The 22,882-nt window shown below is 62.2% G+C and carries 17 protein-coding genes; 6 read left to right on the top strand and 11 right to left on the bottom strand.

Going from position 1 to position 22,882, the window contains the following annotated elements:
• Positions 1-31 precede the first annotated feature (31 nt).
• Together HBR93_RS18185 and purL are read right to left on the bottom strand one after the other, a co-directional pair.
• The gene (locus HBR93_RS18185) at positions 32-343 is read right to left on the bottom strand and encodes an NGG1p interacting factor NIF3 (protein ID WP_169960786.1); all 312 of its coding nucleotides are present in this window, start codon (positions 341-343) and stop codon (positions 32-34) included.
• 4 nt (positions 344-347) lie between these two features.
• Positions 348-4,244: a phosphoribosylformylglycinamidine synthase gene (purL, locus tag HBR93_RS18180; protein WP_169960785.1), complete on the bottom strand. Its 3,897-nt coding sequence runs from the start codon at positions 4,242-4,244 to the stop codon at positions 348-350.
• Between the two features lie 287 nt (positions 4,245-4,531).
• On the opposite strand from purL, the gene mltF reads away from it, so the two are divergent.
• A complete protein-coding gene (gene mltF, locus HBR93_RS18175; RefSeq protein ID WP_169960784.1) occupies positions 4,532-5,992 on the top strand; it encodes a membrane-bound lytic murein transglycosylase MltF in 1,461 nt (486 codons plus the stop codon).
• Between the two features lie 77 nt (positions 5,993-6,069).
• On the opposite strand, the gene HBR93_RS18170 is transcribed toward mltF, so the two are convergent.
• The 5 genes from HBR93_RS18170 to treP form a co-directional block, all read right to left on the bottom strand.
• Complete coding sequence (locus HBR93_RS18170) at positions 6,070-6,354, bottom strand: PTS transporter subunit EIIB (RefSeq protein ID WP_057960555.1); 285 nt, start codon at positions 6,352-6,354, stop codon at positions 6,070-6,072.
• A gap of 2 nt (positions 6,355-6,356) precedes the next feature.
• Positions 6,357-8,888 carry a phosphoenolpyruvate--protein phosphotransferase gene (ptsP, locus tag HBR93_RS18165; protein WP_169960783.1) on the bottom strand — a complete coding sequence of 844 codons (2,532 nt, stop codon included), beginning with the start codon at positions 8,886-8,888 and terminating at the stop codon, positions 6,357-6,359.
• Positions 8,889-9,057: 169 nt separating this feature from the next.
• Positions 9,058-10,278, bottom strand: coding sequence for a carbohydrate porin (locus HBR93_RS18160; RefSeq protein WP_057444517.1), 1,221 nt, complete (start codon positions 10,276-10,278; stop codon positions 9,058-9,060).
• Between the two features lie 72 nt (positions 10,279-10,350).
• Complete coding sequence (treC, locus tag HBR93_RS18155; protein WP_057437973.1) at positions 10,351-12,000, bottom strand: alpha,alpha-phosphotrehalase; 1,650 nt, start codon at positions 11,998-12,000, stop codon at positions 10,351-10,353.
• 119 nt (positions 12,001-12,119) lie between these two features.
• Positions 12,120-13,562, bottom strand: coding sequence for a PTS system trehalose-specific EIIBC component (gene treP / locus HBR93_RS18150; RefSeq protein ID WP_057437971.1), 1,443 nt, complete (start codon positions 13,560-13,562; stop codon positions 12,120-12,122).
• A 200-nt stretch (positions 13,563-13,762) separates the two neighbouring features.
• Between treP and treR the strand changes: the two genes are divergently transcribed.
• The 3 genes from treR to HBR93_RS18135 all read left to right on the top strand — a co-directional run bounded on the left by treR (position 13,763) and on the right by HBR93_RS18135 (position 15,660).
• The gene (gene treR, locus HBR93_RS18145) at positions 13,763-14,467 is read left to right on the top strand and encodes a trehalose operon repressor (RefSeq protein ID WP_057960558.1); all 705 of its coding nucleotides are present in this window, start codon (positions 13,763-13,765) and stop codon (positions 14,465-14,467) included.
• 22 nt (positions 14,468-14,489) lie between these two features.
• Positions 14,490-15,260, top strand: coding sequence for an APH(3')-II family aminoglycoside O-phosphotransferase (locus HBR93_RS18140; protein WP_169960782.1), 771 nt, complete (start codon positions 14,490-14,492; stop codon positions 15,258-15,260).
• An 88-nt stretch (positions 15,261-15,348) separates the two neighbouring features.
• Positions 15,349-15,660, top strand: coding sequence for a hypothetical protein (locus tag HBR93_RS18135; protein WP_115127485.1), 312 nt, complete (start codon positions 15,349-15,351; stop codon positions 15,658-15,660).
• Between the two features lie 79 nt (positions 15,661-15,739).
• Here the strand turns inward: HBR93_RS18135 and guaA are convergent, their stop codons facing one another.
• The 4 genes from guaA to HBR93_RS18115 form a co-directional block, all read right to left on the bottom strand.
• A complete protein-coding gene (gene guaA / locus HBR93_RS18130) occupies positions 15,740-17,317 on the bottom strand; it encodes a glutamine-hydrolyzing GMP synthase (RefSeq protein ID WP_017134673.1) in 1,578 nt (525 codons plus the stop codon).
• Positions 17,318-17,398: 81 nt separating this feature from the next.
• On the bottom strand, positions 17,399-18,868 hold the full coding sequence (gene guaB / locus HBR93_RS18125; RefSeq protein ID WP_003209646.1) for an IMP dehydrogenase: 1,470 nt from the start codon (positions 18,866-18,868) through the stop codon (positions 17,399-17,401).
• Positions 18,869-19,027: 159 nt separating this feature from the next.
• Positions 19,028-19,576 (bottom strand): hypothetical protein, encoded by a 549-nt coding sequence (locus tag HBR93_RS18120; RefSeq protein ID WP_057437964.1) that lies wholly within the window; start codon positions 19,574-19,576, stop codon positions 19,028-19,030.
• 135 nt (positions 19,577-19,711) lie between these two features.
• Entirely contained in the window at positions 19,712-20,479 is a 768-nt protein-coding gene (locus HBR93_RS18115; RefSeq protein WP_169960781.1) for a sulfite exporter TauE/SafE family protein, read from the bottom strand.
• 99 nt (positions 20,480-20,578) lie between these two features.
• On the opposite strand from HBR93_RS18115, the gene HBR93_RS18110 reads away from it, so the two are divergent.
• Both HBR93_RS18110 and xseA read left to right on the top strand, forming a co-directional pair.
• The gene (locus HBR93_RS18110; protein WP_169960780.1) at positions 20,579-21,469 is read left to right on the top strand and encodes a LysR family transcriptional regulator; all 891 of its coding nucleotides are present in this window, start codon (positions 20,579-20,581) and stop codon (positions 21,467-21,469) included.
• 30 nt (positions 21,470-21,499) lie between these two features.
• A complete protein-coding gene (gene xseA / locus HBR93_RS18105) occupies positions 21,500-22,879 on the top strand; it encodes an exodeoxyribonuclease VII large subunit (protein WP_057960563.1) in 1,380 nt (459 codons plus the stop codon).
• The last annotated feature ends 3 nt before the right edge of the window (positions 22,880-22,882 follow it).

The raw sequence follows: 22,882 nt of genomic DNA, 5'->3' as shown, positions 1-22,882 counted from the left end.
CCCAGCGGGTTTTCTGTCTACAGCCGGCCGATCAGAAATCCGCCAGCTGCCACACCTCATAAGCCGGTGTTTCATAGGGGTGGCTGAGCTTCAACGCAGCGACAACTGCCTTGATCAACTCATCGGCCACCACCAGCTCAACCTTCCATTCTTCAACCACTTCAACCTGGCCCACCTGCCCGATAAACGGCTGGCTGCCGTCCATCGGGCGGAATTGGCCCTCGCCCAGCACTTGCCAGGCACAGCTGTCGTAGTTGCCGATGCGCCCGCCACCGGCCGCGAAGACGGCGCTTTTCACCGCCTCCACATGGCTGTCGGGCACAAAGAAGCTGAGCTTGTACACGGCCTTAGTTCACCCACACACGAGCGTTACGGAACATGCGCATCCACGCACCGTCTTCGTTCCACTCTTCCGGGCGCCACGAGTTCTGCACCGCGCGGAACACACGCTCCGGGTGCGGCATCATGATGGTCACACGACCGTCGCGGCTGGTCAGCCCGGTGATTCCGCGCGGCGAGCCGTTCGGGTTGGCCGGGTAGTTTTCGGTGACCTTGCCGTGGTTGTCGACAAAGCGCAGGGCCACGGTGCCGGACAGGTCGGCTTCGAGCAGCGCTTCTTCGCTGGCGAACTCGGCATGGCCTTCACCGTGGGCGATGGCGATTGGCATGCGCGAACCGGCCATGCCTTGCAGGAAGATCGAGTTCGATTCCTGCACCTGCACCATGGCCACACGGGCCTCGAACTGCTCGGAACGGTTACGCACAAAGTGCGGCCAGAACTCGCTGCCCGGGATCAGTTCGTGGAGGTTGGACATCATCTGGCAACCGTTGCACACACCCAGGGTGAAGCTGTCGTTACGCTCGAAGAAACCCTGGAACGCATCGCGGGCACGGCTGTTGAACAGGGCCGACTTGGCCCAGCCTTCGCCGGCACCCAGCACGTCGCCGTAGGAGAAACCGCCGCAGGCCACCAGGCCCTTGAACTCGTTAAGATCAACGCGACCGGCGAGGATATCGCTCATGTGCACGTCAATCGCATTGAAGCCGGCACGGTCGAACGCGGCCGCCATTTCCACCTGGCCGTTGACGCCCTGCTCACGCAGCACGGCAACCTGTGGGCGGATGCCTTTCTTGATGTACGGCGCGGCAATGTCCTGGTTGACGTCGAAGCTGAGCTTGGTGCTCAGGCCCGGGTTGTCTTCTTCCAGGATCACGTCGAATTCCTGCTCGGCACAGGCGACGTTATCGCGCAGGCGCTGGATCTGATAGCTGGTCTCGGCCCACTGGCGTTGCAGCAGGCGGCGCTGACCTTCAAACACGGTGTCGCCGTTGAACACGATGTTGATCACACCGTTGTTGATCGGCTGGCCGACCACGGCCACGCAGTCGCCCAGGCCAGCGGCGCTGAACTGTGCAAGCACGTCCGGGGTGGCGTCCTGGCGCACCTGGATGACCGCGCCCAACTCTTCGTTGAACAGGATGGCAGCGATGTCAGCGGACGTTTCCGCCAGGCCGTCGAGGTTCAGGCTCAGGCCGCAGTGACCGGCGAAAGCCATTTCCACGACGCTGGTCAGCAAACCACCGTCGGAACGGTCGTGGTAAGCCAGCAGGTGGCCATCGGCATTCAGGCCCTGGATCACGGCGAAGAAGGCTTTGAGGTCTTCGGCGTCATCGACGTCCGGCGCCTGCTTGCCGAGCTTGCCGTGGGTCTGGGCGAGGATCGAGGCGCCCATGCGGTTCTGGCCACGACCGAGGTCGATCAGGATCAGGTCGGTGGTGCCCTTGTCCATGCGCAGTTGCGGGGTCAGGGTCTGGCGGACATCGGTGACTGGCGCAAAGCCGGTGACGATCAGCGACAGCGGCGAGGTAACGCTCTTGTCGGTGTCTTCATCGTTCCAACGGGTGGCCATGGACATGGAGTCCTTGCCCACCGGAATGGTGATCCCCAGTTCCGGGCACAGCTCCATGCCGACTGCCTTGACGGTGTCGTACAGGCGCGCATCTTCACCGGGGTGGCCGGCAGCGGACATCCAGTTGGCCGACAGCTTGATATCGGACAGCTTGCCAATACGCGATGCGGCGATGTTGGTGATGGTTTCACCAATGGCCATGCGGCCCGACGCCGGGGCGTCCAGCAGGGCCAGCGGGGTACGCTCGCCCATGGCCATGGCTTCACCGGTGTACACATCAAAGCTGGTGGCGGTCACGGCAACGTCAGCCACCGGCACCTGCCAAGGGCCGACCATCTGGTCACGGGCAACCAGACCGGTGATGGTGCGGTCGCCGATGGTGATCAGGAAGCTTTTGCTCGCCACGGCCGGGTGGTGCAGCACGCGCTCGATGCTGTCGGTCAGGTCCAGGCTGCTTGGGTCGAAATCATCGCCCAGTTCGGCTTCACGTACCGCCGAACGGTGCATGCGCGGGGCCTTGCCCAGCAGCACTTCGAGGGGCATGTCCACCGGGCTGTTGCCGAAGTGGCTGTCGGTCACGGTCAGTTGCGGCTCGGCCGTCGCTTCGCCGACCACGGCAAACGGGCAACGCTCGCGTTCGCAGATGGCCTGGAAGCGCGCGAAGTCTTCAGGGCCGACCGCCAGTACGTAACGTTCCTGGGATTCGTTGCTCCAGATTTCGTGCGGGGCCATGCCCGGCTCGTCGTTTGGAATATTGCGCAGTTCGAAACGGCCACCACGGTCGCCGTCATTGACCAGTTCCGGGAAGGCGTTGGACAAACCGCCGGCGCCGACGTCGTGGATAAAGCTGATGGGGTTCTTGTCACCCAACTGCCAGCAACGGTCGATGACTTCCTGGCAACGGCGTTCCATCTCAGGGTTTTCGCGCTGAACAGAAGCGAAGTCCAGGTCCGCCGAGCTGGTGCCGGTGGCCATGGAGGAAGCCGCGCCGCCGCCCAGGCCGATCAACATGGCCGGGCCACCGAGCACGATCAGCTTCGAGCCGACGAGGATCTCGCCCTTCTGCACGTGGTCTTCACGGATGTTGCCCATACCGCCGGCCAACATGATCGGCTTGTGGTAACCGCGCACTTCATCGCCACGGGGGGTGGTGATGGACTGCTCGAAGGTACGGAAATAACCGGTCAGGGCCGGACGTCCGAATTCGTTGTTGAACGCGGCGCCGCCCAGCGGGCCTTCGATCATGATGTCGAGTGCGGTAACAATGCGCTCAGGCTTGCCGTATGGCACTTCCCACGGCTGTTCGAAGCCTGGGATCTGCAGGTTGGACACGGTGAAACCGGTCAGGCCCGCCTTGGGCTTGGCGCCACGGCCGGTGGCGCCCTCGTCGCGGATCTCGCCGCCCGAGCCGGTGGCTGCGCCCGGGAACGGGGCAATCGCGGTCGGGTGGTTGTGGGTTTCAACCTTCATCAGGATGTGCACCGGCTCCTGCACCGCGCCGTACTGGCGGGTTTCCGGGTCCGGGAAGAAACGGCCGGCGACAGAGCCGACGATCACCGAGGCGTTGTCTTTATAAGCCGACAGAACGCCTTCGCTGTGCATCACGTAGGTGTTCTTGATCATGCCGAACAGGCTTTTTTCCTGGTTCTGGCCGTCGATATCCCAACTGGCGTTGAAAATCTTGTGGCGGCAGTGCTCGGAGTTGGCCTGGGCGAACATCATCAGTTCGATGTCGTGGGGGTTGCGCTGCAAACCGTTGAAGGCGTTGACCAGGTAGTCAATCTCGTCTTCGGCCAGGGCCAGGCCCAGCTCGGTGTTGGCCTTCTCGAGGGCGGCGCGGCCACCGCCGAGCACGTCAATCGCGGTCAGCGGCTTGGGCTCGGCATGGCTGAACAGGCCGGCAGCCTGTTCCAGCTGGCTGACGATGATCTGGGTCATGCGGTCGTGCAGGCTGCTGGCAATCAGCTCGGCTTCGGCATCGCTGAACTGGCCAGCCACGTAGAAGGCGATCCCGCGTTCCAGGCGCTGGATTTTTTCCAGGCCACAGTTGCGGGCGATATCGCTGGCCTTGCTCGACCAGGGCGAGATGGTGCCGAACCGTGGCAGAACCAGGAACAAGCGGCCAGTCGGCTCTTGAACGGGAACGCTGGGGCCGTACTTCAGAAGGCGTGCCAGCACTTGCTGTTCGTCGGCGGTCAAAACGCCGTTAACGTCGGCGAAGTGAGCAAATTCAGCATACAAGCCAGTGACAGCTGGAACCTTCTGGCTCAGTTGCTCAAGGAGTTTGCTGTGGCGAAAGGCAGAAAGGGCAGGAGCGCCGCGCAGGATCAACATCTTCGGGACAGCCTCGGGAAGGGGGTGTGCTTTGAGGCCGTGCATTCTAGCGTAAACCTGCGCCAACGGCACCCGAAACGGTGCCGCTGGCCGCTGCCGAACGTCAGTTGGCACAGATTGCACGGTATCGGGGCGTTTTCCAGGGTGGCCGACGCAGTTATTTTCACCCTTACCATTGCGCCCCAGGCCACGTTTCTGCGGGCTGCAGCACAGTTTCCCAGGCGCTAGCAGACAACTCCCATGCTGTCGAGATATGGCGCCGTGGGCCGTTTGCGTATACTGCCCAGATGTTCTCCCCAACTGCTTTGCGCCCGCGATGTGCCAAATGGCTCCTCGCCACCGGACTCTTCCTGATGCTCAGCGCCTGTGTTGATAAGCCCAGCACGCTCGAGCGAATCAAGGAGGATGGCGTATTGCGGGTGGTCACCCGAAACAGCCCGGCCACCTATTTCCAGGACCGCAACGGCGAAACCGGTTTCGAATACGAACTGGTCAAGCGCTTTGCCGACGACCTGGGGGTCAAGCTTGAAATCGAGACCGCCGACAACCTCGACGACCTGTTCGACCAGTTGGGCAAACCCAACGGTCCGGTATTGGCCGCCGCTGGCCTGGTCAGCAGCGAGCAGCGTAAACAACAGGTGCGCTTTTCCCATGCGTACCTGGAGGTCACCCCGCAGATCATCTATCGCAACGGCCAGTCCCGCCCCACCAACGCGGCCGACCTGGTGGGCAAAAAGATCATGGTGCTCAAGGGCAGCACCCATGCCGAGCAACTGGCCGAGCTGAAAAAGCAGAATCCTGCGATTGAGTACGAAGAGTCCGATGCCGTTGAAGTGGTCGACCTGCTGCGCATGGTCGATGAAGGGCAGATCGACCTGACCCTGGTCGACTCCAATGAAGTGGCGATGAACCAGGTGTACTTCCCCAACGTGCGGGTGGCCTTCGATCTGGGCAACGCCAGCAACCAGAGCTGGGCCGTGGCTGCCGGTGAAGACAACAGCCTGCTCAACGAGGTCAACAGCTACCTCGACAAGGTCGAGAAGAACGGCACCCTGCAACGCCTCAAGGATCGTTATTACGGGCATGTCGATGTACTGGGGTACGTCGGCGCCTACACCTTTGCCCAGCACTTGCAGCAGCGCCTGCCCAAGTACGAGAAGTTCTTCAAGACCTCGGCCAAGGAAGAAAAGGTCGATTGGCGACTGCTGGCAGCCATTGGTTACCAGGAATCGCTGTGGCAACCGACCGTCACTTCCAAGACCGGCGTGCGCGGCCTGATGATGCTGACCCAGAACACCGCCCAGGCCATGGGCGTGTCCAACCGCCTGGATGCGCGGCAGAGCATCAAGGGTGGCGCCAAGTACCTGGCGATGATCAAGAGCGAACTGGACGACAAGATTCTCGAACCTGACCGCACCTGGTTTGCCCTGGCGGCCTATAACGTCGGCGGCGGTCACCTGGATGACGCGCGCAAGCTGGCGCAAAAGGAAGGCCTGAACCCGAACAAGTGGCTGGACGTGAAGAAAATGCTGCCGCGCCTGTCGCAGAAGCAGTGGTACAGCAAGACCCGCTACGGCTACGCCCGGGGCGGCGAGCCGGTGCACTTCGTGGCCAACATCCGCCGTTACTACGACATCCTGACCTGGGTGACCCAGCCGCAGCTGGAGGGCAACCAGATGGTGGAAGGCAACCTGCATGTGCCGGGCGTGGACAAGACCAAGCCGCCGCAAGATCCCCCCCAACTCTGACCCCCGGGTCCGATCAGACAGCACAAAACCCAATGTGGGAGCGGGCTTGCCCGCTCCCACATTTATTTTGTGGTGTTCTACAGGCCAGTGATCAGATGCACCACCCCGCCCGCCAGCACCATCACCGCCGTGATACCCGCCGCCTTCAGCGCCGCCTCGTCCACTAGCGCCGGGTCCTGTAGCTGCACGCGGGTCCGCGTCAACGCCACCCGCTGCTGTGTCTTGAGATTCGCCGCCCCACCCAATGCACTCAGCACCGCCGGCGCCAACATGCCGTCAGCCTTCGGCTCGGCAACCAGCGTTTCCGCCACCAGGTCCGGGGTCAGGGCTTTCCAGAACGCCTGCTGCAATTTCTCGAACATATTCAGTTCTCCACAACCAATGAGGTTTCGACGGTCGCTGCGTGGTACAGGCTCAGGGCCTCGCGCACCTGGGCGGCCTCTTCCAGGTTCAACACCTGGTGGGCGATCAGTTGGCAGTCCGCCAGGTCCAGGTCACGCACGGTGGCCTTGATACTCGGGATCAACGGTACGCTGACGGACAACTCATCCACCCCCAGCCCGATCAACATCGGCACCGCCAGTGTTTCGGACGCCAGCGCGCCACACACACCCACCCACTTGCCATGGGCATGGGCGGCCTTGACCGTGGTGGCGATCAGGCGCAGCACCGCCGGGTGAAAGCTGTCGGCCTGGCTGGCCAGGCGCGGGTGGTCGCGGTCCATGGCCAGGGTGTATTGGGTCAGGTCATTGGTGCCGATCGAGAAAAAGTCCACATGGGGCGCAAACACATCCGCCATCAATGCCGCCGACGGCACCTCAATCATGATCCCCAGCTTCGGCAGCTCGGCAAGCCCCAGGGCCAGCGCTTCCTCTTCGAGGATCTGCCGGGCCTGATGCAGCTCCGACAACAGGCTGACCATCGGCAACATGATATGCAGCCGCGCCAGGCCCGCGCTGGCAAGGATTGCGCGGAACTGCTCGCGCAGCAGTTGCGGGCGCTCCAGGCACAGGCGAATGCCGCGCAGGCCAAGAAAGGGGTTGGTCTCGCTGTCCATCGGCACATAGGCCAAGGGTTTGTCACCGCCCACATCCAGCGTGCGTACCACCAGATTGCGCTCGGTGCCCAGGACACCGGCAATGGCGCTGTAGGTCTGGGCCTGTTCCTGCGGGCTCGGCGCGCGGTTGCGGTCCAGGTAGAGAAACTCCGAGCGCAACAGCCCGACCCCCTCGGCCCCCAGGACCAGGGCTTGCTGAACCTCCTGCAGCGAAGCGACGTTGGCGGTCACCTCAATATGATGACCATCGCGAGTGATGGCGGCCAAGGCGGCCTGCTGCAGATCGCGCTGGTGGCGCACAACCTGCTGCTCGCGCGCAGCCCGCAGCGTCTCGATCACCGCCAGGTCCGGGTCGAGGTGCAGTTCGCCTTTGTCGGCGTCCAGCAACACGGGCTTGCCATCGGGCAACGCCAGGACCTGGGCCGGCACACCGCACATCGCCGGCAAGCCCAGGGCGCGAGCAAGAATGGCGACGTGGCTGGTGGCCCCTCCGGCCACGGTGATAAACCCCAACACCTTGCCCGGATCGAGGCTGGCGGTTTGCGAGGGGGTCAATTGCTCGGCAATCAGGATGGCCTGCTCCGGCAACTCCCAGGCGCCGTCTTGAACCCCGAGAATCAGCTTGAGCACGCGCTGGCCAACATCCGCCATGTCGGCGGCGCGTTCGGCCAGCAGGGGGCTGCCTGATTGCTCGAACAGCCCGGCGGTAGCGAGTGTGGCGCTGTTCCAGGCAAACGCGGCGCTCTTGCCTTCGGCGAGCAGGGCGTGGGCTTGTTCAAGCAGGGTCGGGTCTTCGAGCAATTCCTGATGGGCACGGAAAATCTCTACCTGGGCCCTGCCGCCGGGCTTGTCCTGCAACGCCTGCAGCGCTTGGGTTGCAGCGCGCAAGCCACGCTCCAGAGCGGCCCGTTCCAGCGCCTCGCCAGCCCCCTCTTCAGGCACATTCAGCTGCGGCTCGGCCACCTGCACCACTTGGCCAAATGCCGAACCGGGCGACGCACAGACGCCGCGCAACACGCTCGCCGACGACAGCGGCGCGACCGGTTTAACCTCCTCGGCCAGCACCGCTACGGTTTCGCCACAGCCCTCCAGCAACAGCGCGACCAGCGCCTGAATCGCAGCCTCGGCGTCCTGCCCCGCCGCGCTGACTTGCAAGGTATCGCCCTGCACCGTCTGCAACGCCATGATCGCCACCAGGGACTTGGCGTTGGCGCTCTGGGTTTGCTTGTGCAGGCAGATGCTCGCATTGAAGCCCTTCGCCGCCTGGGCCAGCACCGCCGCCGGGCGGGCATGCAAGCCGTTGGCATTGGGCAGCGTGAGGGGTTTGGAAAATAGCGCGTCGCCCTCCTCTTCCTCGTCGTTGGCCGCACGGATTACCGGGGTCACCCGCAGCAACGGTTGCCCGGCGGCGACTAGCCCGGTGTCCGTTGCCAGCAGCACAAATGGCTCGCCGCTGACCACCAGCATCAGGGTCAGCAGGCTGCGAGCATTGAGCGCGATAAAGTCGGCATCAAACTCGATCAACGGCTGACCCGCCTCGACCCGCTGGCCTTCCTCGACCAGCCGGGTGAAGCCCTTGCCCGCCAGGTTCACGGTATCCAGGCCGATATGCATCAGCACCTGCACGCCGTAGTCGTCGGTGACGCTGACCGCATGCCCACTGTCCTGGACATTGCTGATCACCCCGGCCAGCGGCGCGCAGAGGGTCTGCGAGGTGGGGTCGATACACACGCCATCGCCGATCAGGCGACTGGAGAACACCGGATCCGGCACCTGGTCCAGGGGCAACAGCACACCCGCCAGGGGCGCCAGCAGTTCCAGGGGTTGAGTTGTGGTCATGACATCACCTGCTGTTTGGTTCTGTAAAAATCATCGGCCGAGTACAAATCCCGGGGTGAAATGGGCCCCAGTGGGAGCTGGCTTGCCTGCGATTGCATCAATACGGTTGCACTGGAACACCGAGCCGCCGGTATCGCGGGCAAGCCCGGCTCCCACATAAAGCCGGTGTTTATTTCCACCAGTATTCGACCTGCACACCGAAGTTGGAGCCATGCCGCGCGGTGCCGTAGGAGCCGGTGTCGGACAACGCCGAACCCGCCGCCAGTTCATTGGCCGCGCGCTTGGCCGCTTCGTTCCAGGTGGCATAGGTGTAGTACAAACGCACCTCCGGCCGCGCCCAGAAATCCGGGCCTTTGGGCGACCAGGTCGGGGCGAAGGTGAATTTGCTGAGTTTGCGCGTGCCGCCGCTGGCGTCGACCTGATCATGCCCCAGTTCGGTGACCAGCTTGAACTGCTCGCTGATGGCATACGCCGGGCGCACACCGATGGACATCCAGGTCTGGTCCTGGCTGCCGGGGCGCACGTCTTTCTGGTACACCGCCTCGACCTGGCCGCCAAAACGCGGGGTCACTTGCCAGTCGAAAAACTCCACCGCGCGGTAGCTTTTGCTGCTGCGCTCCAGTGCCGTGTTGCCGGTGTAGCCAAGGCCAGTGCCCGGCCCTTCGCCGTACTGCAGGGCGAACTTGTTCTTGCCACCGAGGAACGCGGCCTGCACATGCTGCGCAGTGAGGGCCCAGCCACTGTGGGTGTCGCGCCCGCCCGCCTGTTCGATATAGCTCAGGCCCAGCTCCAGCTCGCCGCCGGGGTTGGTCTTGAAGCCTGCGACGTTGAAGTCGTGACGGGTGGCGTATTCCTTCTGGTACAGGTTGTCCTTGCGCGACAGGGCGTAGCTGTATTTCAGATCGCCGATTAGCACGTCCTCGATGCCACCGCCGGTGGCGCTCTGGTTCCAGTAGTAGAAGTCGGAAATATGGATGTCATTACGTTTGTAGTAGCGCCGGCCGGCCCACAATGAGCCGCCATTGAGGCTGGGCATATTCGACCACTGCGCATACATCTGCGGCATGCGCGCCGAGCCGTTGTTTTCGCCCTGGAACTTCAGCTCGCGGTCGTACTTGTTGTACAGCGAGGCCATGGCATCCACGCTCAGCACCGAGCCGTCATCCAGGGTGAACAGGTCCTGGCGCAACTCCAGCTCGGCATATTGTTCGCATTCGTTGCCCAGGCGGTATTTGGATTGGGCGCCCGGCAGTTGGAAACATTGCTGCGGGCCGCTGCCGGTCGAGGTGCCGGCGCCGCTGCGCAGGTAGCCGGCAAACTCCAGGGCATGCGCCGCCAGGGGCAGGGTCAGACAGGATGCAACGAGGCCCAGCTTTATTGTTGTTTTCATGAAGCGCTCCATTATTTTTTCTTATTTTTTCCCTGTCGGAGCCGGCAAGCCGGCGCCTGAAAAGGGGATGTTTCAGTCGGTCAGGTGCAGCACAAAAGACTCGTAAGGACGCAAGATGACCGTGTCCGTGGGTACCGGGCAGTCGGGGTAGTTGCTGATCAGCAGGCGTTGCTCACTCGCCGCGCTGATCAGGTTGTTGGGCAACTGGATTTCGCAGGGCTGGCCATAGAAGTTGTTCAGCACCAACAGGCGCTCGCCATGGCCTTCACGCAGGTACGCCCAGACCTTGTCGTGGTCCTGCAGCAGTTGGCGGTAGACGCCTTCTTGAATCAGCGGCTCAAGGCGCCGCAAGGCGATCAGCGCGCGGTAGTGATGCAGCACCGAATCCGGGTCATCCAGCTGGCTCTGGACATTGATCTGCGCCGCATTGGCCGGGATGCCGATCCACGGTTCAGCGCGGCTGAAACCGGCATTGGCCTGGCTGCTATCCCACTGCATCGGGGTGCGGCCGTTATCGCGGGATTTCTGCTTGATCGCGGCCATGCTCGAGGCCTCGGACTCACCGGCATCGCGCTTGAGGCGGTAGATGTTCAGGGTCTCGACATCACGGTACTGCTCGATGCTGTCGAAGCCCGGATTGGTCATGCCCAGCTCTTCGCCCTGGTACACAAACGGCGTGCCCTGGAGGAAGTGCAAGGCCGTGGCAAGCATCTTGGCTGAGACCACGCGGTACTCGCCGTCATCGCCAAAGCGCGAAACCACCCGCGGCTGATCATGGTTACACCAGAACAACGCGTTCCAGCCGCCCCCGGCCTGCATGCCCAGTTGCCAGTCGGAGAAAATCCGTTTGAGTTGCTGGAAGTCGAAGTCGGCGCGCACCCACTTTTGCAGGTTGGGGTAGTCGACTTTCAGGTGATGAAAGTTGAAGGTCATCGACAGCTCTTTCGACTCTGGTCGCGAGTAGCGAATGCAGTGTTCGAGGCTGGTGGAGGACATCTCGCCGACGTTGATCAGCGCGTGGCCCTCGAACACTTCGCGGTGCATTTCCTGCAGGTAGGCATGCACATTCGGCCCATCGGTGTAGAAGCGCCGGCCATCGCTGTTGTCTTCGGGAAAATCCGCCGGCTTGGAGATCAGGTTGATCACGTCCAGACGGAAGCCGCCCACGCCCTTGTCACGCCAGAAGCGCATGAGTTTGTAGACTTCGGCGCGCACCTTGGGGTTGTCCCAATTGAGGTCGGCCTGGGTGTGGTCGAACAGGTGCAGGAAGTACTGGCCAGTCTGCGCCTCGTATTCCCAGGCCGAGCCGCCGAACTTGGATTCCCAGTTATTGGGCTGGTCGCGCCAGATGTAGAAGTCGCGGTACGGGTTGTCGAGGCTGCTGCGCGCCTGCTGGAACCACTCGTGCTCGATGGAGGTGTGGTTGACCACGATATCGAGCATCAGCTTGATGCCGCGCTTGGCCGCTTCGCTGATCAGCAGGTCGCAGTCGGCCATGGTCCCGTAGCTGGGGTCGATGGCGTAGTAGTCGCTGATGTCATAGCCATTGTCGCGCTGGGGCGAGCGCAGGAACGGGGTGATCCACAGGCAATCGACGCCCAGCCACTGGAGGTAGTCGAGTTTGTCCACGATGCCCAGCAGGTCACCGGTGGCGTTACCCGCATGGCTGTGGAAGCTTTTGGGGTAGATCTGGTAGATCACCGAGTGTTGCCAGTCTTGCATGGTGGGCTCCTTCAGTAGAGTGGTGTGCTGGTCTTGCGGGCCTCATCGCGGGCAAGCCCGGCTCCCACAGAGGAACGCATTCCAGATGTGGGAGCTGGCTTGCCTGCGATGGCGATCTATCAGGCGACGCGATAACCCGGCCGAACAATTTTCATGCTCAACCCACAGGTCAGAACAAACGGCACGACAATCGCGATGACCATGCCGATCACAAACATCGCGATGGATTGCGGCACGATCGAAATAAATCCGGGCAGGCCGCCCACGCCGATGGCCGAGGCCTGCACCTTGTTCAGCGAGAGGAAAATGCTGCCCAGGGCCGAGCCCAGCAGGGCGGCATAGAACGGGAACTTGAAGCGCAGGTTCACCCCAAACATCGCCGGTTCAGTGATGCCGAAGTAAGCGGAAATCGCCGAGGTCGAGGCCATGCTTTTGTCCCGCGCATTGCGGCTCATGTAGAACACCCCGAGGGCCGCGCTGCCCTGGGCCAGGTTGGACATGACAATCATCGGCCAGATAAACGTGCCGCCCTGGGTCGAGATCAGCTGCAGGTCCACGGCAAGGAACATGTGGTGCATGCCGGTAATCACCAGCGGCGCATACAGCAGGCCGAAAATCGCCCCGCCCACCATTGGCGCCAGGTCAAACAGAGTGACCACGCCTTCGGTGATCAGGATGCCGAGGTGCCGGGTCACCGGGCCGATGATTGCCAGGGCCAACACGCCGGTGACGACGATGGTGGTGATCGGCACGACGAGCAATTGAATGGCATTCGGCACCCGCGCCCGCAGCCATTTTTCAATCACGCTCATAACGTAGGCGGCCATCAGAATCGGCAGGATCTGGCCTTGATAGCCGACCTTCTCGATCTGGAACCAGCCCAGAATATCGAAGTACGGCAAGCTCTGGCCGTCGAGCCCGGCCACCGCCTTGCCGTAGTTCCAGGCGTTGAGCAAGTCCGGATGAACCAGCATCAGGCCAAGCACGATGCCGAGGATTTCACTGCCGCCAAAGCGCTTGGCCGCCGACCAGCCCACCAGCGCCGGGAGGAACACAAACGAGGTGTTGGCCATCAGGTTGATCAGGCTCCACAGGCCATCCAGGTTCGGATAAGCCTCGAGCAAGGTCTGGCCCTCGATGAACATGCCCTTGGCGCCCATCAGGTTGTTGATGCCCATCAGCAGGCCGGCAATGATCAGCGCCGGCAGGATCGGCATGAACACATCGGAGAACACCCGCACCAGGCGCTGCATAGCGTTGGTCTTGTCGGCGCCCTTCTTCTTCACATCGGCAATGGTGGCGGCGGCCAGGCCAGTCTGCTCGCGCAGGGCGGCGTAGACCTTTTCGACTTCGCCGGGGCCGATGACGATCTGGAACAGACCGCCGGTGAAGAACGAGCCCTTGACCAGGTCGACCTGGTTCAACGCACTGCCGTTGACCAGGCTCGGGTCCTTGAGGGCCAGGCGCAGGCGCGTCACGCAGTGGGCCGCCTGCTCAAGGTTATCGCTGCCCCCGAGGTTCTGGAGAATCTCGCGGGCGATGTTGGAATAGTCGTGGCTCATGCTTGTTCTTCCACTTTAGATTCTTGTTATTGGCAGCATGCCGAGGGCAAAAGTACTCGTACAGACGAGTTAAAGCAACAACTCGTCTGTACGAGTTACAAAAATAGTCGCCCACCGCTTTCCAAGGGGCCAATGGACAAAGCCCGCCTCTGCCACTAAGGTTCCTGCCTTGAACGCAAACGCGGCACAGAGCCCTCTCCATGAGTAAATACAACCAGATCTACACCGATCTGCTTGCCAGCATCACCACCGAACGCCTGCAACGCGGCACGCGCCTGCCCTCCGAAACCGAATTGATGGACACCTACCAGGCCAGCCGTGGCACCGTGCGTCGGGCCATCGAGCAATTGCAGGAGCGTGGGTTCGCGCAAAAAATCCATGGCAAGGGCACCTTCGTGCTGTCGCCCAACCCGATTGAGTTTCAACTGGGCGGCATCGTCAGCTTCCACGAAACCCACGCCGACCTGGGCGATGACGTACGCACCGAAGTGGTCGAGTTCACCCAACTCCCGCTGGAAGGCTCGCTGCTGCAACATATCGAGGCCGAGCCCGGCACCCTGATTACCCGCATCAAACGGGTGCGGCGCATCGGCGGCAAACGGGTGATCCTCGACATCAACCACTTCGTCGCCGAACTGATCCCCGGATTGGACCAGGCGATTGCCGAGCAGTCGATCTACGCCTTCATCGAACAGACCCTGCATCTGCAGATCAGCTACGCCCAGCGCACCATCGAAGCCCTGCCCCGCAGCAAGGACGACCAGGCGCACCTGGACCTCGACGGCCAGAGCCATGTGATTGTGGTGAGCAACCAGACATTTTTGCAGGACGGGCGGCAGTTCGAATACACCGAGTCGCGGCATACGCTGGATAAGTTTTACTTCTCGGATATCGCACGGCGCTGAAGCAGGAAAGAGGAAAAGCCCTGTGAATATTCCAAACAAATGGCGTGAACAGTTCCCCCATGCGCTGATCGAGCAGCAGGCCATCGGCGAGTCGCGGGCTGACGTCTTCCGGCTACGCAGGGACAACGGCACGGACCTGTTCCTGGAGGCCGAGCCCCTCGTAGAACACGCCGAGCTTGCCGATGAAATCGAGCGCCTTCACTGGCTGCAACAGCAGGGCCTGCCGGCGCCGGTGGTGCTGGACGAGGTGCAGGAAAACCATCACCACTGGCTGCTGATGAGCGCCATCCCGGGACAGGACCTGGCCAGTAGCAGTGACCTTTCTGCCGCGCAGATCATCGACATCCTGGCCAACGCCCTGCGTACATTGCACCAGATCCCCGTGGCGCAATGCCCCTTCGATCACACCCTGGAACAGCGCGTCACCGTCGCCCAGGCACATATCAACGCCGGGCTGATTGATGTAACGGACTTCGACGATGAGCGATTGGGACGCAGCGCCACCGATGTGTTCGCCGAACTCCTGTCGACACGGCCCACCACCCATGACTTGGTGGTAACCCACGGCGACGCCTGCCTGCCGAACTTCATGGCAGCGGACGGTCACCTCAGTGGTTTTATCGACTGCGGCCGCCTGGGGGTCAGTGACCGTTATCAAGATCTGGCCCTGGCGGCCCGCAGTGTCGAGCGCAACTTGGGGCAGGAATGGGTCAGGCCGTTCTTTGAGAGGTATGGTGTGGAACCCGATGAGCAGCGAATGGCTTTTTACTGCCTGTTGGATGAGTTTTTCTAGTTACTCCTGAGCAGCCCTCGACACTACCTCGACAAGCTCGCTGATACGACGCATACGATATCCGAGCCAAACCATGAGGAAGAACGCCATGCTCACGAAGAGCCTGTTGCTGAGTTTTTGCGCTGTGTTATTGATTGGCTGCACAGGCAGGGGCTTTCAACCTCCGCCGCCGGAATTTACCAATTGGAAGAAGATCGGAGTGTCTGAAGAAGGCGTCAAGAGTGCTATGACCGCCTGCGGCTATACCAACCTGACAGGGACAGGGGACAGGACGCCGATTGACCAGGTACTCACGCAGTTTTATTGCATGAAAGACGCCGGCTTCAAGCGCACAGATAACATCGACCTGTGCAAGGAAGGCCGCATCGGCGAATCAACGGTGTGCGAAGGCCGCCGGTAACCCATTACCAAAAGCCCGCAATTAAGCGGGCTTCAGGGTACTTTTTGCTAGAGGGTGCCGGACAATGCCGGACATCCAATCATTCCCACTCAATCGTCGCCGGCGGCTTGCTCGACACGTCATACGTCACGCGCGAGATACCTTCGATTTCATTGATGATACGGCCGCTGACAGTCTCCAGCAGTTCGTACGGCAGGTGTGCCCAGCGGGCGGTCATGAAGTCGATGGTTTCTACGGCACGCAGGGCCACGACCCAGGCGTAGCGACGGCCATCGCCTACAACCCCAACCGATTTCACCGGTTGGAACACGACGAAGGCCTGGCTGACTTTGTGGTACCAGTCGGCCTTGCGCAGTTCTTCGATGAAGATGTGGTCGGCACGACGCAGCAGGTCGGCGTATTCCTTTTTCACTTCACCGAGGATGCGCACGCCCAGGCCCGGGCCTGGGAATGGGTGGCGGTAGACCATGTCGTACGGCAGGCCCAGTTCCAGGCCCAGACGGCGGACTTCGTCCTTGAACAGTTCGCGCAGCGGTTCTACCAGCTTGAGGTTCATTTCCTCAGGCAGGCCACCCACGTTGTGGTGGGACTTGATCACGTGGGCCTTGCCGCTCTTGGCGCCGGCCGACTCGATCACGTCGGGGTAGATGGTGCCCTGGGCGAGGTACTTGATGTTGTCCAGTTTGTTGGACTGGGCATCGAAGACGTCGATGAAGGTGCGACCGATGATCTTGCGCTTCTTCTCTGGGTCGGACTCGCCGGCCAGGTTGTTGAGGAACTGATCTTCGGCGTTGGCGCGGATCACCTTGACGCCCATGTTCTCGGCGAACATGGCCATCACTTGCTCGCCTTCGTGCAGGCGCAGCAGGCCGTTGTCGACGAATACGCAAGTCAGTTGGTCGCCGATGGCCTTGTGCAGCAGCGCAGCAACTACGGAGGAGTCAACGCCGCCGGACAGGCCGAGCAGGACGTTGTCAGTACCGACCTGGGCACGCACGTTGGCGATGGCGTCTTCAGCTATCTTCGACGGGGTCCACAGGGCTTCGCACTGGCAGATGTCGAGGATGAAGCGCGACAGGATGCGGCCGCCCTGCTTGGTGTGGGTCACTTCCGGGTGGAACTGCACGCCGTAGTAGCCGCGCTCGTCGTTGAACATGCCGGCAATCGGGCAGCTCGGCGTGCTGGCCAGGATGTGGAAGTCTTCCGGCATCTTGGTGACCTTGTCACCGTGGCTCATCCAGACGTCGAGGCCGAACAGGCCGTCGGCGTCGATGTGGTCTTCGATGCCGTCCAGCAGGCGGCTCTTGCCGACCACGTCGACACGGGCGTAACCGAATTCACGCAGTTCGGAACCTTCAACCTTGCCGCCCAGTTGCTCGGCCATGGTCTGCATGCCGTAGCAGATACCGAAGACCGGCACGCCCAAGTCGAACACCGCTTGCGGGCAACGCGGGCTGTTGGCTTCGTGCACGGACTCGGGGCCACCGGCCAGGATGACGCCTTTAGGGGCGAATTCGCGGATCGCTTCGTCATCCATGTCGAACGGGTGCAGTTCGCAGTACACGCCGATTTCACGCACGCGGCGGGCGATCAGCTGGGTGTACTGGGAACCGAAGTCGAGGATCAGGATGCGGTGGGCGTGAATGTCGAGGGCCATGAAGTCAGTCTCGTCTAATGAATCAGAAACAACTCGGGGCTGAAAGAACAGCCCCGGTTACTTAACGTTTTGCTGGAAGCCTCAACCTACGCGGTAGTTTGGCGCTTCCTTGGTGATCTGCACGTCGTGGACATGGGATTCAGCCATGCCGGCGCCGGTGATCCGTACGAACTCTGGCTTGGTGCGCATTTCTTCGATGTCGGCGCTGCCGGTGTAGCCCATCGAGGAACGCAGGCCGCCCATCAGTTGATGGATGATGGCGCTCAGGGTGCCCTTGTACGGCACACGGCCTTCGATGCCTTCCGGTACGAGCTTCTCGGCGCCTGCCGAGGAGTCCTGGAAGTAACGATCGGATGAACCTTGCGCCTGGGACATGGCGCCCAGCGAACCCATGCCACGGTAAGCCTTGTAGGAGCGGCCCTGGAACAGTTCGATCTCGCCTGGTGCTTCTTCGGTACCGGCGAACATCGAGCCCATCATCACGCAGGAGGCACCGGCTACGATGGCCTTGGACAGGTCACCGGAGAAACGGATGCCGCCGTCGGCGATCAACGGTACGCCAGTGCCTTCAAGGGCAGCGGCAACATTGGCGATGGCGCTGATTTGCGGCACGCCCACACCGGCGACGATCCGCGTGGTGCAGATCGAGCCAGGGCCGATACCGACCTTGACCGCGTCAGCGCCCGCTTCGGCCAGGGCCTTGGCCGCTGCGCCGGTGGCGATGTTGCCGCCGATCACCTGTACGTCAGGGAAGTTCTGCTTGACCCAGCGCACGCGGTCGATCACGCCTTTGGAGTGACCGTGGGCGGTGTCGACCACCACCACGTCAACCCCGGCAGCGACCAGGGCCGCAACGCGGTCGCCGGTGTCTTTACCAGTACCAACGGCGGCGCCAACGCGCAGACGACCTTGGTCATCCTTGCTGGCCAGCGGGTAAGCCTTGGCTTTTTCGATGTCGTTGACGGTCATCATGCCTTTGAGGGCGAATTTGTCGTCGACGATCAGCACGCGCTCGATGCGGTGCTTGTGCAGCAGTTCACGCACATCGTTCTTGTCGGCGCCTTCCTTGACCGTGACGAGGCGCTCTTTAGGCGTCATCACTTCACGGACGGTGACTTCAAGACGGTTTTCGAAGCGCACGTCACGGGAAGTGACGATGCCGACCAGGTCGCCATCATGCAGCACGGGAACACCGGAGATGTTGTGCAGGCGGGTCAGGTCGAACAGGTCGCGTACGGTGGCGTCGGCTTCGATGGTGATTGGATCTTTCACCACACCGGCTTCGTAACGCTTGACCTTGCGCACTTCGGCAGCTTGCTGCTCGATGGTCATGTTCTTGTGGATGATGCCGATGCCGCCTTCCTGAGCCATGGCGATTGCCAAACGGGCTTCGGTGACGGTGTCCATGGCAGCGGAAACCAGGGGAATATTCAGCTCGATGCCACGGGTTAGGCGGGTCTTGAGACTGACTTCGTTAGGAAGCACCTCGGAATAACCGGGCACTAAGAGAATGTCGTCGAATGTCAGAGCTTCTTGGCTGATACGCAGCATCGCGGGGGCTCCCGAGCGGGAAAATGGAAGCGCGTCATTATACTCAGACACCCCTCGGGCCTCAACGTAAAACTCTGACAAACTTGGTAATACTGATAGATGGGGAATTTCCAGGCCCTGATCGTTCCCAGGCGGAGCGTGGGAATGATCGGGGCGCTCCTAGAGTTCGACTTTGACCCAGCTGATTTTCTGATCGAGCCAGTCGGCAAACTCGTCGATAAAGCTCTGCTTGAAACCCGCTTCCGCCCAGTTGTTGAAGATGAAGCCCAGGTTGGAGAAGCCGCATTCCTGCAGGAACAGAAACCCGTTGATGTCATCTTCATGCCCACACAACGGGCAGGTGAAGTTGTCGGTGTGGCCGGGCATCCAGTCTTCCAGGCTGTCGAACAGCGCCTCGCCGACTTCTTTAAGGCATTCCGGGCAGCCGGCTTCTTCGAGAAAGCCCTTGGCCGGAGTGTAGATGCAGCGTTTGTAGATGATTTCCAGGCCATTGACCGGCTCGTTGAACGGCAGCGCCTCGGGGTGCAGCACCACGGCGCGGGCACCGTCGGCCAGGGCGTAGCCCATACGGTTGCCGGTGCGCCCGCAGGTGGTCAGTTCTTCCTTGATGATGTTCTTGCGCACCAGCCAGCGCACGATGGCCCGGGCGCGGGGTTCGTGGACGGGCAAGGTGGAGATTTTCGGGACAAGGATGCTTTGGGAATTCATGGGAGTCCTGCGGTGTGGCGTCTGACGCCATCGCGGGCAAGCCCGCTCCCACATTCGATTGCATTTCAATGTGGGAGCGGGCTCGCCCGCGATGAGGCCCTAGAGCCCGGCAGCTTAATCCCTGAAACCCACAGGTCAAGTACTCAAATACCGCCCAATCAAGGCAATGCCACTGGCCAGCACCAACCATGTCACCAAGCGCACAAACGCCTCACGGGACATGCGCAGGGTCAATCGCCGCCCCGCCCACAGCCCCAGGGCCATCGCCGGCAACAGGCACACCGCCAACATCAGCAGCGGCAACTCGGCATACACCCCGGCGATCAAAAACAGACTCAGGCGCACCACCGTGCTCGCGCTGATCAGCGCGCTTTGGGTCGCCCGCGCGCCGTCCTTGGGCAGGCGGCTGTTCAGATAGATCGCATATAAAAAGCCGCCACTGCCAAACAACGCACCAAACAATCCGCCCACCACGCCCATGGGGACCGACCAGCCGGCAGCCAGGGCCGTGGGCTTGGCCCTTACCGCCAGGCTGTAGATGGCATAGGTGCTGATAAACAGGCCCATCAACAGCAGCAGCAGGTCCGAGTGCAGGTTGAGCAAGAAGATCACGCCGAGGGTGCAGCCAATCGCCATGCACGGCAGTAACCGCAACAGCTCCGGCTTGACCACATCCCGCCGCGATTGCAGCAGGCTGCCAAAGGCCGCGACGAAATCCAGCAGCACCAGCAGCGGGATGATCTTCGACAGCGGCATAAACATAATCAGGATCGGCCCGGCCACCAGCGCCGTGCCGAAGCCGGCGATGCCAAACACGATGTAGGCCAGGGCAATCCCCAGGCCGATTACCAACCAGTCCAGCGCCCCGAACGACCACTGCCCCATCAATTCAACCAGGCTCATGCAATATTCCTTGTCAGCGATGGCCCTCACTTTAGCCAAGCGGATGGGTTGCGACTAATATCTTCCAAGCCCTCCACCTATCTCGAAAAGGCATGACTCGTGATTTCCACCCGGCAACTGCGTTACTTCGTCGAAATCGCCGAGAGCGGCAGCTTCAGCGCCGCCGCCGAGCGCCTGTTTGTCGCGCAATCGGCCCTTAGCCGGCAGATCAAGGAGCTGGAAATTATCCTGCAAACCCCGCTGTTCGAGCGCACCGCCCGCCAACCCAGACTGACCGCCGCCGGCGAGGCGTTTTATCCACGGGCGCGCAACCTGCTGGGCGAGTTGCACAAGGCCAGTGAACTGGCGACCCAGGTCGGCCACGGCCAGCTCGGCACCCTGCGCCTGAGCCACTCCAGCACAGTGCCGATGAGTGGGCGGGTACTGCGCGGGATCAGCACCTGGCTGGAACAGTGCCCAGGGGTGTCGATGGATATCGTCAAACTGTCCTCCGAAGCGCAGTTGGAAGACATTGCCGATGGTCGCCTGGAGGTCGGCCTGCTGCGCCTGCCGGTACTGCGTCAGCGCGAAGGGGTGCGCATCGTGCCTTTATATAAGGAGCCACTGTTGCTGGCCGTGCCGCCAGCGCACCCTTTGGCCCAGCACACATCGGCCATTGAACTGGCACAGTTGAAGGACGAAGCGTTTATCTCGATCCCCCACCCGCAACGCGGGGGTCTGAGTTATCTGTCGGCCGAATTGTGCATGCGTGCCGGATTTTTCCCCAAGGCCGCACGGGTGATGTCGCGCAAGACCACCCAGTTGCAGCTGATCCAGGCGGGGTTTGGCATTGCCCTGCTGCCCGAGTCGATGCGCGATATTGCCCCAGCCAATATTCACTTCCTGCCCCTGGCCGACCCCGATTGCCACAGCACCGTGGCCCTGGCCTGCGCGCAGGCGCCGAGCGCGTTGGTGGCGCAGTTCTGTCAAACCTTGGGCGAATGCCTATAAACTGCCGCCCATGACTAAAGATCTCTTCCCATGATTAAAGACCCGTTTGCCCGCCTGGGCCTGGACCGCGAAGTCCTGACTGTCAGCCAGCTCAACGGCCGCGCGCGGGTGTTGCTGGAAGACGTGTTCACCAATATCTGGGTCGAAGGCGAGATCTCCAACCTCGCCCGCCCCGCCTCCGGCCATGTGTACTTCACCCTCAAGGACAGCGGCGCACAGGTGCGTTGTGCACTGTTTCGCAACAATGCCGCACGGGTGCGTCAGGCACTGAAGGATGGCCTGGCGGTCAAGGTGCGGGGCAAGGTCTCGCTGTTCGAGGGCCGTGGCGACTATCAGTTGATCCTCGACACCGTGGAACCGGCCGGTGATGGCGCGTTGCGCCTGGCCTTCGACGCCTTGAAGGAAAAGCTCAGCGCCGAAGGCTTGTTCAGTGCCGAGCGCAAGGTGGCGCTACCGGCCCATCCACGCCGCATCGGGATTATCAGTTCGCCCACGGGCGCGGTGATTCGCGACATCATCAGTGTGTTCGGCCGCCGTGCGCCGAACGTGCAACTGACCCTGATCCCCACTGCCGTGCAAGGCCGCGAAGCCGTGGCGCAGATTGTCCGCGCCCTCAAGCTGGCGGATGCCCGTGGCTTCGACGCGCTGATCCTGGCCCGTGGCGGCGGCTCCCTGGAAGACCTCTGGTGCTTCAACGAAGAAGCCGTGGCGCGGGCCATTGATGCCTGTATCACGCCCATCGTCAGTGCGGTCGGCCATGAGACCGATGTGTCCATCAGTGACTTCGTGGCCGATGTGCGTGCGCCTACGCCGTCGGCGGCGGCTGAGTTGCTGGCGCCGGATGCGAGCAATCTGGTGCGCCAGGTCGAAAGCCTGCACCGGCGCCTGGTGATGCTGATGCGCAATCGCCTGACCCACGACCGCCTGCGCCTGGAAGGCATGGCCCGCCGCCTGCGTCACCCCGGTGAGCGCCTGCGCCAGCAGGCCCAGCGCCTGGATGACCTGGATATGCGCCTGCGCCGCGCGTTCGAGCGCAGCCTCAACACCCGCCGCGAACGCCTGATCCGCCTGGAAACGCGCCTGGCCGGGCAGCATCCGGGGCGGCAACTGGCTCTGCTGCGCCAGCGCCTGGACAGCCTCGCCGAGCGCCTGCCCCGGGCCATGCGCGAGGGCCTCAAGGCCCGTCGTCTGCAACTGCAAAGCCAGGTGCAGACGTTGCAGGTGGTCAGCCCGCTGGCGACCCTGGGCCGTGGCTACAGCATCCTGTTGGACGAGCGCGGCCAGGCGATTCGCAATGCCGCGCAAACCCACACCGGCCAACGCCTGACCGCGCGCCTCGGTGAAGGCCAATTGCAAGTGCGGGTGGAAGATAACCACCTGACACCCGTCACCCTTTCATTACTGGATTGATTG

The sequence above is a fragment of the Pseudomonas sp. WS 5411 genome (assembly GCF_012985595.1).
GTDB classification, from domain to species: Bacteria; Pseudomonadota; Gammaproteobacteria; order Pseudomonadales; family Pseudomonadaceae; genus Aquipseudomonas; species Aquipseudomonas shahriarae.
The sequence above is the reverse complement of the archived record's forward strand: the minus strand, read 5'-3'. Positions and strand labels throughout refer to the sequence as shown.